Origin of the sequence: Phenylobacterium sp. (genome assembly GCF_036963605.1) — a bacterium.
Taxonomy (GTDB): Bacteria; Pseudomonadota; Alphaproteobacteria; order Caulobacterales; family Caulobacteraceae; genus Phenylobacterium.
This window is the reverse complement of sequence record NZ_JBALUY010000079.1, coordinates 1-14,734: the sequence shown is the minus strand read 5'-3', so window position 1 is coordinate 14,734 and position 14,734 is coordinate 1. Positions and strand designations below refer to the sequence as shown.

Here is a 14,734-nt window from a genome sequence, read left to right as displayed (position 1 = left end):
GGGTGCTGGAGTCCCTGGGGCTGCAGGTGAACCGGCTGATCCGCCTCTCCTATGGTCCGCTGGCCCTGGGCGTCCTGGACGCCGGGGAGATCGAGGAGGTGGGGCCCCGCGTGCTGCGCGAGCAGTTCGCAGGCTTCATCGCCCCCGAAGACATGCCCAAGGGCGACCGGCCGGCCTATTCGCCGCCCAAACGCAATCGCGGCGTCGGCGCCGCCCGCCGCGCCGCCGCCGCCGCCGAGGTCGAACGGGTCGAGGCCAAGGGGCCTGTGGAAAAGAAGGCCTACAAACCCGGCTGGGCCAAGCCCAAGATCACCGTTCGGCCCAAGGGCGCCCCCAAGGGCAAGCCGGCGCCCAAGGTCAGCGGCCGGGACGCCGCCCTGGCCGAGGGCCGCGTGATGATCAACAAGGCCCGGGTTCAGGCGGCCCGGGCGACGGCGGCCAGCGCCGAACGGCCGGAGCGGGCAGAGCGGCCCGACGCCCCTCGCCCACGGACCGATCGCCCCGACCGCCCCAGAGCGGGTCCCAAGCCCGGCCCGGCCCCCGAGCGTCCCAGGACTGAGCGTCACAGGACTGAGCGTCCCAAATCTGATCGGCCTCCATCGGACCGTCCAAGATCCGATGGGCCTCGATCTCAAGCGCCGCGGGCCGATCGCGCCGCCCCTGAACGCCCCCGTGCCGCGGCGAGCGGGAAGGCCCGCCCCGAGGGCAAGTCCGGTCCCAGGACAGATCGGCCCCAGACGGCCTCCGAGCCCCGCAAAGGCGCCCCGGCTGCGCCGCGCGGCCCCCGCCCTTCAGGCCCTAACCGCGGCGGACCTCGCCCGTCAGGGCCGCGCGGCGCAGGCGGCCCCCGCGGACCCAAGTCCCGGGGCTAGGCCATGCGTATCGTTTCGGGTGAGTTCCGCGGCAAGAGCCTGGCCGCGCCGCAAGGGGTCAACACGCGTCCCACCTCCGACCGCGCTCGCCAGGCGATCTTCAACATCCTGGAGCATGCGCCATGGTCCGGTGGTCTGCGAGACTTGCGGGTGATCGACCTGTTTGCGGGTTCCGGCGCGCTCGGCTTCGAGGCCCTGTCCCGGGGCGCCAAGTTCTGTCTGTTCGTGGAGACCGACGAGGACGCCCGCGGCGCCATCCGTGAGAATGTGGACGCCATGGGCCTCTTTGGCCGCACCCGGGTCCACCGGCGCGACGCCACCGACCTGGGCCTCCGCCCGGGCGGTGATGGGCCGGCCTTCGATATGGCCTTTCTCGATCCGCCCTATGGCAAGGGCCTGGGCGAGGCCGCCCTGCCGGCTCTGGCCCATGGCGGCTGGCTGGCCCCTGGCGCCCTGGTCGTCTGGGAGCGCGGCGCCAGCGAGCCTGCGCCGACCGTGGCCGGATATGAGGACATGGACGCCCGCGACTATGGCGCCGCGCGCGTCCACTTCCTCAGATTTTCACCAGAGGCGTGAGGTCGTCCGATTGTCCTGCCGGCTGCGCAGGTTGATCAGGCCCTCCCGGGTGATCCGGTAAGGCCCGCCGTTGCGACTGGAGATGAAGCCCCGCCGACGCAGGGCCTTGAAGACGGCCAGGTCGCAATCGGTCAGCCGCCAGCCCTCTCCGGTGATGCAGTCGACGTCGATGATATGGCCGCGATGGTCACGGACAGAGCGAATTGTGGCCCCCTGGGCGAGGGCGTGCAGCGTCCTTTGCTGCGGTTTGGGAATGTTCAAGGAAGGTCGTCCGGTGGTCAGGCATAGCCATGCCGTCCGCGCGCCGACGCGACGCGGAGTGCGGGGTTCGCGCCTGCATCCGTGCGGACGTTCATCACGCCCCGCAGACGGCTCAGGCTCGGCGGCTCATCGCAACGGGAGACATAGGACCCTCTTCCAGAGGGCCTGAAGCTAACAGGAACCAGGCCATCGGCAAGAAGGACCCGTTGCGAAAACGGCCAAGCTTGGACAATGCGACAGTTTTATGAATGTTCTCAGACGCTTGGGGGCGTTCTAGCTTCACTGTCTGTTCAAGGTTGCCGGGCAGTCTCCGCGCATCATCCGCTGGGGATTTATCGCCATGTTGGCCACGCTTTTCGACCTGGCGGATCCGGTTTCGCCGATCCGGCCCGACACCCAGGGCGAGCGGGTCTATGAGCGGTTCCAGGCTGAGCCCGACATTCTGGCGATCGCCGTGGTCGATGAAGAAGGCCGGCCGGTCGGCATGGTCGAGCGCAACGCCTTCTTCGTGGCCATGGCCGCCCACTATGGCCGAGCGCTCTACGCCCTGCGGCCGATCTCCTTGCTGATGAGCCGCAGCCCCCTGGTGGTGGAGGGCGGCGTCACGGTGGCCGACTTCTGCGGCCAGGCGCTGGCCGACCGCGCCTCCGAGCTTCTGCAGGGCTTCATCGTCACCAATGGCGGCCGCTATGCCGGCGTCGGCAGCGCGCTGTCACTGCTTCAGGCCACCAGCGAGGCCAATCGCCGCCACGCCGAGCAGATGACACAGATCGCCGACACCCTGGGCCGGGCCGAGGCCCAGGCCCAGGCGGCGCTGAGCGCCAAGTCCCAGTTCCTGGCGGTCATGAGCCACGAGATCCGCACGCCGCTGAATGGCGTCCTGGCCATCGCCGACATACTGGAGCGCAAGCTCGCCCAGCCTGAACTGGCCCCCTACATCCACACCATCCAGGATTCCGGCCAGACGCTCCTGCGGCTGCTGACCGACGCGCTGGACCTGTCCCGCGCCGAGGCTGGCCGTCTGGACCTGAATGAGGAGCCCTTCCATCTGGCCGGTCTGCTGGACGATGTGGCGTCCCTCTGGACCGCCCGCGCCGACGCCAAGGGCGTCGGACTGGCCTTCTCCTATGAGGGGCTTGAGGGCCAGTGGGCCCTGGGGGACGCGGTCCGCATCAAGCAGATCCTCAACAACTTGATCAGCAACGCCCTGAAATTCACCGAGCGCGGCGGCGTCGAAGTCTCGCTCACCTGCGTGCGCCAGGACATGTTGCTCGACGTGGAAGGCCAGGTTCGCGACACCGGCTCCGGCGTCCCGGCCGATCGCCTGGCGCAGATCTTCCAGCCCTTCAGCCAGACCGAGGCCGGGGTTCGCGAGGGCGGGGCGGGGCTTGGCCTGTCCATCTGCCAACAGTTGGTCGAACAGATGGGCGGGGAGATCGAGGCGCGTCGGAACGCCGGGCCAGGATCGACCTTCGTGTTCCGGATTCCGCTTTACGACGTGCCCGCCAGTGAACCCAGCCCAGCGCCCGGTCCAGCTGAGACCGTCGCGGACAGGCAGAACATCCGGGTGCTGATCGCGGATGACAACGCCACAAACCGGCTGGTCGCCTGCACGCTCTGCGAGATGTTCGGCGCCGAAGCCCACGCGGTCGAGGACGGCCAGGCCGCGGTGGAGGCCGCCGCCGCCGGCGGCTTCGACCTTATCCTGATGGACATCAAGATGCCCCGCCTCGACGGCGTCGCCGCCACCCGTCACATTCGCACCGAGGGCGGACCGGCGGCCGGCGTGCCGATCATCGCCCTGACCGCCAACGCCGATCCCTGGGACGCCGCGGCCTATATGGCGCAGGGCATGGACGCCGTGGTCGAAAAGCCGATCAAGGCCGAGCGCCTCTATGAAACCATGCGCCGGCTGCTGGACGCCGCGGCGGAAGAGCCTGTCCGGTCGGTCGCCTGATCAGCGCGTTCTGATCAGCGCCGGCCAAACAGCCGCTCGATGTCGGCGAGCTTGAGCTCCACATAGGTGGGGCGCCCGTGGTTGCACTGGCCCGAATGGGGGGTGGCCTCCATCTGGCGGAGCAGGGCGTTCATCTCCGGGCCGGTCAGCCGTCGGCCGGCCCGCACCGAGCCGTGGCAGGCCATGGTGGAGCAGACCTCGGCCAGCCGTTCCTTCAGCGCCAGGGCCTGGTCGTTCTCGGCCAGGTCGTCGGCGATGTCGCGCACCAGACCGGCCGCGTCGGTCTCCCCCAACAGGGCCGGGGTCTCGCGCACCAGGACCGCGCCGGCGCCGAAGGGCTCGATGACGAGGCCCAGCGCCGCCAGTTCGTCGGCGCGGGCGACGACCCGCTCGGCCTCGGCCGGGTCCAGTTCGACCACCTCGGGGATCAGCAGGGCCTGGCGAGCCACCGCGCCCACCGCCATCTCGGCCTTCATCTTCTCATAGACCAGCCGCTCATGGGCCGCGTGCTGGTCGACGATGACGACGCCGTCCCTTGTCTGGGCGACGATATAGGTCTCGTGCACCTGGGCCCGGGCCGCGCCCAGCGGGTGGTCGACCAGGTCCGGGGCTGGAGCGCGGCCGTCGTCGGAGAATCCGGACGGGGCGTAGCCGCCGGGCTCGAAGGTCGACTCGTGCCGGGCCGACGTTTCGCTCAGGCCCGGAATGGCCTGGGCCAGGGCCGGCCCCCATCCGCCGCCGCTCCAGCTGGAGAAGCCCTGGGCCGACGGGCCGGGTCGGTAGGCCGGGGCCGGGGTCATGCCGGGCCGCAGGCCCTGGAGCGCGTCGGCGGCCACGGTGGTCGAGGCCCGGTGGCCAGCGCCGGCCAGGGCGTGGCGCAGGCCGCCGACGATCAAGCCCCGCACCAGGGCGGGATCGCGGAAACGCACCTCGGCCTTGGCCGGATGGACGTTCACATCCACCACGGCGGTGTCGAGTTCGAGGAAGAGCGCCGTCAGCGGGTGGCGGTCCCTCGCCAGGAAGTCGGCATAGGCGCCGCGCAGGGCGCCTTGCAGCAGGCGGTCGCGCACCGGCCGGCCGTTGACGAACAGATACTGGTGGGCCGAGTTGCCGCGGTTCAGGGTCGGCAGGCCGGCATAGCCCGACAGGCGCACGCCCTCGCGCTCGTGATCGATCAGCAGGGCGTTCTCGGAAAACTCCCGTCCCATGATGGCCGAGAGCCGCGCCAGCCGCCCCACATCGCCGGTTGGTTCGGCGGGCAGGCGCAGGACCTTTCGCCCGTCGATCTCCAGGCTGAAGCTGACCGCCTCGTGGGCCATGGCCTGGCGCTTGATCTCGTCGGCGATGGCCATGGCCTCGGCCCGCTCGGACTTCATGAACTTCAGCCGGGCCGGGGTGGCGTAGAAGAGGTCGCGCACCTCGACACGGGCCCCATGCGGTCCAGGGAACGCGGCGGGCGAGACCTGGCCCATCGCCCCGCCATCCACCCGCAGGGCGTGGGCGTCGGCGGAGCCCCTGGCGCGGCTGGTGATGGAGAGCCGGGCCACCGAGCCGATCGAGGGCAGAGCCTCGCCCCGGAAGCCCAGGGTGGCGATGCGCAAAAGGTCATAGTCGCCCGCGTCGTCGGGCAGCAGCTTGGAGGTCGCGTGGCGCTCGACCGCCAAAAGCAGTTCGTCGGGCGAGAGGCCAAAACCATCGTCGGCCACCAGGATGCGGGTCAGGCCGCCGCCCTCCACCTGCACCTCGATCTGTCGGGCGCCGGCGTCCAGGGCGTTCTCAACCAGCTCCTTGATGGCGCTGGCCGGTCGCTCGACCACCTCGCCGGCGGCGATGCGGTTGACGGTTTCGGGGGGAAGACGATGGATGCGCATGTTCGAGCCTGGGTCCAAAAGGCAATATAGGACGATTCAGGCTGCGGGGGCGGCTGATGAGGAAAGAGATCATGCGCCTGACCGTCGCCCTTCTGGGCTTGCTGCTGCTGGCCTCGCCCCTGACGGCGGCGGCGCAGGCTCCCTCGGCCCTGCCCCAGGACCCCGACGCCGTGCTGGTCGAGGAGCTGGTGGTCACCGCCCGCGAGATCGGCCCGGCCTGGTGGCGGGTCTCGGACGGCGATTCCACCGTCTATGTGATGGGCGTGCCCTCGGTGATTCCCAAGGGTTCCGGCTGGGACCCCTCGGTCCTGGAGCGGCGGCTGGAGGGCGCCAACCGCGTCATCCTGCCGTTCAACAACGCCAGCGTGAACCTGCTGACCGTGCCTGGCGCGGTGATCAGCCTGATGCGCCTGCGGTCCGGGACGCCCTATGAGGAGACGCTGGACCCGGCCCTGCGCGCGCGGTTCGCCGCCGCCCGCGCCAGGGCGGGCCAGGAGGCCGACCGCTACAAGACCCGCAACGGCATGGCCGCGGCCCTGTTGCTGGTCAGCGACTATCGCGACGCCGCCAGCCTGACGGCGGCTGACCCGGCCAAGACCATCGGCAGGATGGCGCAGGCCCGCGGCATCCGCGTGGAGGCCAAGACCTATGACGCAGCCCCGCTCCTGGCCGCCGTGGTGCGGACGCCCGTGGCGGCGCAGCGGGCCTGCGTTCAGGAGGCCCTGGCGGCGGTGGAGGCGGGGCCGGCCTCAGCCCAGGCCGCCGCCCGGGCCTGGGCCTGGGGGCGGGTGCGCGAGGCGCTGGGGGGCGAGCGGAGTTATGAGCGGTGTGTGGCCGCCGCGCCCGGGGCGGCGGAGCTGGATGCGCGGCTGAAGGCCGACCAGACCCAGGCCATCGTCAGCGCGCTGCGCCAGCCCGGCCACAGCATTGCGGTGGTGCAGCTGCGCCCCCTGCTGTCGCAGGGGGGCGTGCTCGATCGGCTGGGCGCGATGGGCTACGAGATCCGCACCCCGGCGGAGGACTGACCCTTACAGGCCGGGCAGCTTGATCCGGCTGTTCGACTCGCGACGGATGACCACCTCGCCGCCGCCGGTGAGGGCGTCGATGCGGGCCTGCTCGGCGGCCGGATCGATGGGACCCGACAGGTCTTCGCCCGCCGGCGCGGTCGGGGTCTCGTCGCCGCGCCAGAACATGACGCGGTTGGCGAAGCTCTCTTCCTTGTGGGCGATGTCGCCGAATTCGTCGTCGACAACATAGCGGATCAGGGGATCGGCGCCGGCGACCCCGGCCTTGGCCACCAGGGCCTGTTCAGCCCGGCTGCGGTTGAGGCCTTCGCGCTCGCCGGTCAGGGCCGCACGGGCGGCGCTCTCGGGACGCAGTTCCTGGGGCTGCGGCTCGCCGGGCGCCGGCGGGCGCAGGGCGTAGTCGGGCGGCACCACCAGTGGGGCCTTGGTGACGACGCGGAACTCGTCCGGGGTCACTTTGGTCATGCCAAGCGCAGAACGGGTGGAGCTGCAGCCGGCCAGACCGACCGCGGCGACCAGGGCGCCGGCGAAAATCACGCGGTTTAGGGTCATGACAAAACGCTCCTAGGGCCGCCCCCGGCCGGAAAGTCCATTGCATTAGCGCAAACAGGGGGGCGGCGCCAATCTCCTTAGGGTCGCGTGCGCTCGGGTTTGGCGTCCCGCCGCAGGCTGTCGAGGAGCAGCAGGATCACGCCGATGGTGATGGCCGCATCGGCAATGTTGAACACCCACGGGAAGTAGAGCCGCGAGACGTCGATGAAATCCACCACGGCGCCGAACCGCGCCCGGTCGATGGCGTTGCCGATCGCCCCGCCCATGACCAGACCCAGCGCAGCGCCCATCAGGCCGCGGTCGGCCCGCCTGGCCCAGAAGGCCAGGACGATGGCGACCACCACCGAGAACCCGACCAGCAGCCAGCGCCCCAGGTCCTGATCGGCCCGTAGCAGGCCGAAACTGACCCCCTGATTCCAGACCATGGTCAGATAGAAGGGACCGGCCGCCTGTTCGCTGATGCGCGAGGGCAGGTCATAGGCGAACAGGATCCAGTGCTTGGACAGCTGGTCGAGGACGATGATGGCCAGGGCCAGCCCATAGGCGGTCCAGCCGTGGCGATTGGCCAGTTTCAAGAGACCCGCCTCCGATCAGCGAATTGGCCGAGGGCCATGGCTGCGCTTTATGCGGTCTTGAAGGATCACGCGCCAGCCCCGCCATGGGCGGCGTCCCAGGCGGCCACCGCCTCGGCGTCGCGTAAGGAGAGGTCGGGATAGCGGGGATCCTCGCCCACCTCCGGCAGGATCCGCCAGGAGCGCGCGCATTTTTGGCCCTGCGCCCGCAGGGGCTCGACGGCCACGGCGGGCGCCTCGGCCAGGCGGAAGGCGTGGGCCGGACCCTCGCCAGCGCTCAGCGTCGCCTGGCTGGTGCGGAACACCTCGGCCGGATCGAGCCCGTCGAAGGCGGCCATCAGGGCCGGGTCGTTGATATGGACCACCGGGGCGGCCTCAAGGGCGGCGCCGAGGCGCTTTTCGCGACGCTCCACCTCCAGCGCCCCGGTCACCACGGCGGTCACCGCCTGGACCTTGGCCCAGCGGGCGGCTTCATCGGGATTGGCCCAGGCGCTGGGAGTCTCGGGGAACACCCGCAGCGCATTCGACCCCGCCTCCGGGAAGCGCATCGTCCAGGCTTCCTCGGTGGTGAACGGCATGAGCGGCGCCAGCCAGATGGTCAGCCGCTCGAACACCGCGTCCATCACCGTGCGGGCGGCCCGGCGGCGCAGAGCCGAGGGCTGGTCGCAATAGAGAGCGTCGCGGCGGACGTCGAAGAACAGGGCCGAGAGGTCTTCCTGGCAAAATGCGATCAGCGGCCGGATCACGTCCTGGAAGGCGTAGGCGGCGTAGGCGTCGCGCACCTCCCCGTCCAGTTCCTGAAGCCGGTGCAGGATGTAGCGCTCCAGGGGCGGCATCTCGTCCAGGGGCACGGCCTCCTGGTCGGAATAGCCGGCCAGGGCGCCCAGCATGTAGCGCAGGGTGTTGCGCAGCTTGCGATAGGCGTCGGCCGTGGTGGCCAGGATGGTCTTGCCGATCCGCTGGTCGTCCGAATAGTCGACCATGGCCGCCCACAGGCGGATGATCTCGGCCCCGGACTCCTTGATCACCTGATACGGGTCGACGGTGTTGCCCTTGGATTTGGACATCTTCTCGCCGTTCTCGTCCATGGTGAAGCCATGGGTGAGGATCCCGTTATAGGGCGCGCGGCCCCGGGTGCCCGAGCTCTCCAGCAGCGAGGACTGGAACCAGCCGCGGTGCTGGTCGGAGCCTTCCAGATAGAGGTCGGCGGGCCAGCGGGTGTTTTCGCGGCCTTCCAGGGTGAAGGCGTGGGTCGAGCCGGAATCGAACCAGACGTCGAGGATGTCCTCGACCTTCTCGTAGCGCTCCGGATCATGGGCGCCGAGGAAGTCGCTGACCGGACGGGTGAACCAGGCGTCGGCGCCCTCGGCGGCGATGGCTTCGATGATGCGGGCGTCCACGTCGGGATCGTGCAGCGGCTGGTTCGTCTCCTTGTCGACGAACATGGCCAGCGGCGCGCCCCAGGCGCGCTGACGGCTGATCAGCCAGTCGGGCCGGCTTTCCACCATCGTGCGGATGCGGTTGCGCCCGGCCTCGGGATAGAAGGCGGTGGCCTCGATGGCCTCCAGGGCGGTCTCACGCAGGGTCCGGCCGCCGTGTTGCGGCGTGTCCAGGGGCTCGTCCATGCGGATGAACCACTGGGGGGTGTTGCGGAAGATCACCGGCGCCTTGGAGCGCCAGGAATGCGGATAGGAATGCTCCATCCGCCCGCGGGCGAGCAGGCGCCCGGCCTCGATCAGCTTGTCCATGACCGCGCCGTTGGCGGGACCGAACTTGCCAGCCTTCTTGCCTTCGGTCTCCAGCACCTTCAGCCCGCCGAACAGCGGCACGTGCGAATAGTAGGCGCCGTCCGCATCGACGGTCTCGGGGATCTCTCGATGACCGTGGGCCAGCCAGACCAGATAGTCGTCAGCGCCGTGGCCCGGCGCGGTGTGGACGAAGCCCGTGCCGGCGTCGTCGGTTACATGGTCGCCAGCCAGCAGGGGCACGGAGAAGGCATAGTGGGTGTCCAGCGCCGCCAACGGATGCTCACAGACCATGCCGCGGCAGTCCACCGCCTCGATGCGCCGCCACTTGGCGATCTTGGCGGCCTTGCAGACATCCTCGACCAGCTTGTCGGCGACGATCAGCCGGTCGCCGGCCTTGGCCCAGGGCTCGAATTCCAGGCCGGTCTCCATCGCCTCGACCTGGAAGACCGAATAGGCGACGGCCTCGTTATAGGCGATGGCGCGATTGGCCGGGATGGTCCAGGGCGTGGTGGTCCAGATGACCACGCTGGCGTTGCGGGCGGCGTCTGAGCCCTGCGTGACCGGGAATTTCACCCAGATGGTCGGCGAGACGTGGTCATGATACTCCACCTCGGCGTCGGCCAGCGCCGTGCGCTCCACGGGGCTCCACATCACCGGCTTTGAGCCGCGATAGAGCTGGTTCGAGGCCACGAACTTGTGGAACTCCGCGACAATGGCCGCCTCGCTGCCATAGTCCATGGTGGCGTAGCGGTTCTCCCAGTCGCCCAGGACGCCCAGGCGCTTGAAGCCGTCCTTCTGGACCTCGATCCACTGGCCGGCATAGGCGCGGCACTTCTCGCGGAATTCGGCCTTGGAGACCTCGTCCTTGCGGCGGCCCTTGCTGCGCAGCTCCTCCTCGATCTTCCATTCGATCGGCAGGCCGTGGCAGTCCCAGCCGGGCACGTAGTCCACGTCGTAGCCCATGGCGAAGCGCGAGCGGACCACGAAGTCCTTCAGGGTCTTCTGCAGGGCGTGGCCGATATGGATGGCGCCATTGGCGTAGGGCGGGCCGTCGTGCAGCACAAACAGCGGCGCGCCCTGCGCCTGCCGCGCCTTGCGGGCTGCGTTGTAGAGGTCGATCTCATCCCACCGGGCCAGAATCTGCGGCTCCTTCTGCGGCAGGCCTGCGCGCATGGGGAAGTCGGTCTGGGGCAGGAAGACGGTCTCGCGATAGTCGCGTCCCGCGGTTTCGGGGGAAGCGGTGCGCTTTTCAGCGTCGTCGGCCATGGGATTTTTCGTCCAAGTCGGGGGCGGAGGAGGGCGGAAGAGGTCCCGGCGCGCGCTGGATCATAGGCTCCGGCGGCGTCACGCCGGGCGTGTAATTCGCAGGGATTTCCGGCCGCTCGTCATGCGCGCGTCCTAGCAGACCGTCGCGGCGCGAGCGAGCCCTTTAGGCTGGCCTCAGAAGTCCGGCATCAGGATCTGGCGAGCCTGGGCGGCGTCGCGCATCACCTGTTCGACCATGGCCTCCAGGCTGGTGAACTTCAGCTCGGGCCGCAGGAAGGTGATCAGATCGGTCTCGATGGTCTGGTCGTAGATGTCCTCGTCGAAGTCGAACAGCCAGACCTCCAGCACCGGGGCGACCTCGCCGACCGTGGGATTGACGCCGATATTGGCCACGCCAGGCACTTCGCGGCCGTCGGGCAGGCGGGTGCGGGTGGCGTAAACGCCAAAGCGCGGCTGCACATAGTCGTCCACCTGCACATTGGCGGTGGGGAAACCCAGTTCGCGGCCCAGCTGGCGGCCCCGCTGGACCACGCCCTCGATGGCGAAGGGCCGGCCGAGGATGGCGGCCGCGGCTTCGGGGTGGCCGTCCCGCAGCGCGTCGCGCACGGCGGTGGAGGAATACTTCTCGCCGCTGTCGTCGGCCACGGCGCCGGCGACCGAGACGCCGAAGCCGAATTCCTGCCCATAGTCCTTCATGGTCGCGGGGCTCCCTGTGCGGCCCTTGCCGAAGGAGATGTCGAAGCCCACCGCCACATGCGCCACCCCCAGGCCATCGTGCAGGACCTGCTGGGCGAAGTCGCGATCGGTCAGGCTCGCCATCTCCTGGTCGAAGGGCAGGATGTAGAACAGGTCCACCCCAAGCGCCTCAAGGGCGCGGGCCTGCTGGCCCGGCCGCATCAGGCGAAATGCCGGCGCATTGGGCGCAAAGATCTGCCGCGGGTGCGGATCGAAGCTGATGACTCCCAGGGGCGCGCCCGTCTCGTGGGCGGCTCTCGCGGCGAGCGCAATCACCTGCTGGTGGCCGCGATGGACCCCGTCGAAATTGCCGAGCGCGATGGAGGCGCCGCGGTCGCGGGCCATCAGGCCCTTCCATCCCTTGATCACGCGCATGTCAGGCTCCCCGCCTGGGCAGGAGGACCACGGCCTCGCCGTCGACCACGGTCTTGCCGGCCACGCTGCAGACGGTCGCCAGGGTCGCCTGGCCACGGCGGGGGTCGAGGGCGCGGACGGTGACGGTGGTGGTCACCTCGTCGCCGATGCCCACCGGCCGGCGGAAGCGCAGGTTCTGGGACACATAGACCGAGCCCGGGCCTGGCAGGCGCGTGCCCAGCACGGCCGAGATATAGGCGCCGGTCAGCATCCCGTGGGCGATGCGCCGCTTGAACGGCGTGGTCGCGGCATAGGCCTCGTCCAGGTGCAGGGGATTGTCGTCGCCGGATACGGCGGCGAAGGCCTCCACATCGGCGGCGCCCACGGTGCGGGCGATCTGCGCGCTCTGGTCCAGACTGAGGTCCTCGAAGAATAGTCCCGCCACGAAAGGCTCCCTTTTGGGCCTGAATAGACGCAACACCACGCAAAGCGAAGGCGCTTGCGCTGGACGCGAGGCCCGATCGGCGCCGATTATGACGCGGTCAGACTTCCAATGGGGTGACCGATGAGAATGTTCAAGCCGGGCCTGGCGATCGTCCTCGCCGCCATGGTTGCGGCGGCGTGCGACCAGACGCCGGCCGATCCAACCCCGCCGCCGCCGCAAACCCCCGTGGCTGCGGACGCCGGTTAGGGGCTCGCAAAAGCCTACCAGGCGAGGTCGGCCATGGCCCAGCGGGCGTGGACGCCCTCCTTGCGGAGCAGGGCGTCGACGGCGGCGGCGTCCAGCCCCTCTGGCGTGATGGTCTCGGCGCCATGGATGCCGGCGGCGATAAACAGGACGTCCAGCCCCTGGGCGTTGGCGCCCTTGACGTCGGTGGCCACCCCGTCGCCGATGCACAGCATCCGGGACCGCGCCACCGGGCCGCCGGTCAGGCGCTCGGCCTCCACGACACAGAGATCATAGATGGGCGCGTGCGGCTTGCCGGCCATCACGACCTTGCCGCCCAGGGTCTCATAGAGTTGGGCCAGCGCGCCGCCGCAATAGATCAGACGGTCGCCCCGCTGGACGACGATGTCGGGGTTGGCGCAGACCATCTCCAGGCCGCGAGCCGCAGCGCCTTCGAACCGGTCCTGATAGTCGCCGGGGCCTTCGGTCTCGTCGTCGATCGGCCCGGTGCAGGCGATGAACGCGGCCTTGTCGAGGCTCTCGAAGGACAGGCCCAGGCCCGAATAGAGCGGCGCGTCGCGGTCGGGGCCGAGGCGCCATGCGGGCCCCGGCGCGCGCTCGGCCAGCAGCAGGCGGGTGGCGTCGCCGGAGGTGACGAAGGCCGACCAGGCCTCGCGTGGCACGCTCAGGGCGTCGAGCTGGGCGACCACGTCGGCCGAGGGTCGCGGCGAATTGGAGATCAGGATCACCGGGCCGCGCTCGGCCCTCCAGCGGGCCAGCGCCGCGCAGGCGGCCGGAAAGCTCTCGCGGCCGTTGTGGATCACGCCCCAGACGTCGCTCAGCAGCACGTCATAATGGTCGGTGAGGTCGGATAGGCCCTGGGGCGTCTGCGGCGCGGTCATGAGGCGCGGCGGTAAAGGTCGCCGCCCCCGCGGTCAATGCGCCTTGCCGGGTTTGGTCTAAGCCCGGCCGCCGGCCCGCCGGCGCAGGCCCTGGCGCAGGAAGTCGGCCGGGGGATCGGCCTCGGCCAGGACGGCCTCGCGAATCGGCCGCGGCTCGCCGAACAGGTGACCCTGGCCGTAGCCGACCTCGAGCTCCAGCAGATCGACGATCTGCCGCTCGCTCTCCACCTTCTCGACGATCACCTCGACCCCATAGCGGCGGGTCAGCTGGCAGAAGTCCTCGGCGGCGAGGTCGGGCAGCGATTTCAGCACCAAGCGGCCGTCCAGCTCGATCATCTCGTCCAGCAGCATCTGGGCCCCGACCCGGACGAACTTCACATCCGAGCGCGACAGGTCCTGCAGGTCGAAGTCCAGGTCGGTGACCTTGTCGAGGGAGAAGCGGAAGCCGAGATCGGCCAGCTTGGCCATGTTGCGCGCCTCCACCGAGCCGCGGGCCTCGAAGGCGCCCTGGCCCAGTTCGAAGATCAGCGCCCCGGCCAGGTCACGATTGGCCGCCAGCATGTCCAGGAACTGCGGGAAGAAGCTCTCATCCCCAAGGCTCGTGGGGGCGACATTGCAGAAGATGCCGACCTTGCGGTCCTGCTTGGCCAGGCGCCGCACGATCTGCACGCAGCGGAACAGCAGCAGGTTATCGATGGCCGTCATCAGGCCCTCGGCCTCGGCCACGCTGATATATTCAGCCGGCATCAGGACGCGGCCGCTCTCGTCGCGCAGGCGCGAGAAGCTCTCGTAGAAGATGGTCTTGCGCTGGGGCAGGGCGACCACCGGCTGCAGGTAGAGATCCACGCGATTGTCGGCCAGGGCCCCGCGGACCGTCTCCAGCAGCACGGCTTCGCGGCGCGGATCATGGCCGGGGCGGGCCTGGAGCGGGGCGGAGGTCATCCGCTCTTCCAGGCGCTGGCCCATGCGCTGGACCAGGTCCTCGAGCATGTGCACCTCGCCCGACAGCTCCTCGGAGCGGCGCAGGGCGTCGTCGGTGACGGTCTCGACCACTTCGGAAAGACGGGCGTCCACCCGTTCGACCTGGTCGATCAGGATGCGGTGGGCGTCGCGGATGGCGGCGATCTCAGCCCGGATGCCGGAGGCCGTCAGGGCGTGCTCGATCAGGCCGTGGAAGGCGAAGGCCAAGCCCAGGCCGCCGACCAGAGCGGCGACGCCCGCACCCCAACCGCCGCCGTTTCGCCAGAGCGAAAGGGCGATGATCAGCGCCAGACAGAGATAGGCGCCGCAGAGCAGCGCAAGCGTCAGCCTTCGCATGAACCCGCCTGTTCGAATCGCCTGGAGTATCGGCTACGCCGGGCGCGCAAGTCGAACAG

General features: G+C 69.9%; 13 protein-coding genes and 1 pseudogene. 5 read left to right on the top strand and 9 right to left on the bottom strand.

Translation table 11 applies throughout. The annotated features are described in order from the left end of the window. Nucleotides 1–872 (top strand): annotated as a pseudogene (locus V7702_RS14000) (hypothetical protein); the annotation flags it as partial. A 3-nt stretch (nt 873–875) separates the two neighbouring features. Further along, nucleotides 876–1,448 (top strand): 16S rRNA (guanine(966)-N(2))-methyltransferase RsmD, encoded by a 573-nt coding sequence (rsmD, locus tag V7702_RS13995; RefSeq protein ID WP_335650713.1) that lies wholly within the window; start codon nt 876–878, stop codon nt 1,446–1,448. Here the strand turns inward: rsmD and V7702_RS13990 are convergent. Beyond that, nucleotides 1,434–1,709, bottom strand: coding sequence for a YjhX family toxin (locus V7702_RS13990; RefSeq protein ID WP_335650712.1), 276 nt, complete (start codon nt 1,707–1,709; stop codon nt 1,434–1,436). The genes rsmD and V7702_RS13990 overlap by 15 nt on opposite strands. 340 nt (nt 1,710–2,049) lie before the next feature. On the opposite strand from V7702_RS13990, the gene V7702_RS13985 reads away from it, so the two are divergent. Next, nucleotides 2,050–3,666 (top strand): ATP-binding protein, encoded by a 1,617-nt coding sequence (locus tag V7702_RS13985; RefSeq protein ID WP_335650711.1) that lies wholly within the window; start codon nt 2,050–2,052, stop codon nt 3,664–3,666. 14 nt (nt 3,667–3,680) lie between these two features. Here the strand turns inward: V7702_RS13985 and mutL are convergent, their stop codons facing one another. Beyond that, nucleotides 3,681–5,537: a DNA mismatch repair endonuclease MutL gene (mutL, locus tag V7702_RS13980; protein ID WP_335650710.1), complete on the bottom strand. Its 1,857-nt coding sequence runs from the start codon at nt 5,535–5,537 to the stop codon at nt 3,681–3,683. Nucleotides 5,538–5,608: 71 nt separating this feature from the next. On the opposite strand from mutL, the gene V7702_RS13975 reads away from it, so the two are divergent. Beyond that, nucleotides 5,609–6,562 carry a TraB/GumN family protein gene (locus tag V7702_RS13975; RefSeq protein ID WP_335650709.1) on the top strand — a complete coding sequence of 318 codons (954 nt, stop codon included), beginning with the start codon at nt 5,609–5,611 and terminating at the stop codon, nt 6,560–6,562. Nucleotides 6,563–6,565: 3 nt separating this feature from the next. Here the strand turns inward: V7702_RS13975 and V7702_RS13970 are convergent, their stop codons facing one another. The 5 genes from V7702_RS13970 to V7702_RS13950 form a co-directional block, all read right to left on the bottom strand. Further along, entirely contained in the window at nt 6,566–7,114 is a 549-nt protein-coding gene (locus V7702_RS13970; RefSeq protein ID WP_335650708.1) for a DUF3035 domain-containing protein, read from the bottom strand. A 77-nt stretch (nt 7,115–7,191) separates the two neighbouring features. Continuing rightward, nucleotides 7,192–7,689: a signal peptidase II gene (lspA, locus tag V7702_RS13965; RefSeq protein WP_335650707.1), complete on the bottom strand. Its 498-nt coding sequence runs from the start codon at nt 7,687–7,689 to the stop codon at nt 7,192–7,194. Between the two features lie 65 nt (nt 7,690–7,754). Continuing rightward, nucleotides 7,755–10,700, bottom strand: coding sequence for an isoleucine--tRNA ligase (ileS, locus tag V7702_RS13960; protein WP_335650706.1), 2,946 nt, complete (start codon nt 10,698–10,700; stop codon nt 7,755–7,757). Nucleotides 10,701–10,874: 174 nt separating this feature from the next. Further along, a complete protein-coding gene (locus V7702_RS13955; RefSeq protein ID WP_335650705.1) occupies nt 10,875–11,810 on the bottom strand; it encodes a bifunctional riboflavin kinase/FAD synthetase in 936 nt (311 codons plus the stop codon). 1 nt (nt 11,811) lies between these two features. Then, a complete protein-coding gene (locus V7702_RS13950) occupies nt 11,812–12,234 on the bottom strand; it encodes a MaoC family dehydratase (RefSeq protein WP_335650704.1) in 423 nt (140 codons plus the stop codon). A 120-nt stretch (nt 12,235–12,354) separates the two neighbouring features. On the opposite strand from V7702_RS13950, the gene V7702_RS13945 reads away from it, so the two are divergent. Beyond that, a complete protein-coding gene (locus tag V7702_RS13945; protein ID WP_335650703.1) occupies nt 12,355–12,480 on the top strand; it encodes a hypothetical protein in 126 nt (41 codons plus the stop codon). 14 nt (nt 12,481–12,494) lie between these two features. Here the strand turns inward: V7702_RS13945 and V7702_RS13940 are convergent, their stop codons facing one another. Both V7702_RS13940 and tipF read right to left on the bottom strand, forming a co-directional pair. Continuing rightward, a complete protein-coding gene (locus tag V7702_RS13940; RefSeq protein ID WP_335650702.1) occupies nt 12,495–13,358 on the bottom strand; it encodes a TIGR01459 family HAD-type hydrolase in 864 nt (287 codons plus the stop codon). A gap of 57 nt (nt 13,359–13,415) precedes the next feature. Then, a complete protein-coding gene (gene tipF / locus V7702_RS13935; RefSeq protein WP_335650701.1) occupies nt 13,416–14,675 on the bottom strand; it encodes a flagella assembly cyclic-di-GMP phosphodiesterase TipF in 1,260 nt (419 codons plus the stop codon). Nucleotides 14,676–14,734: the final 59 nt, after the last annotated feature.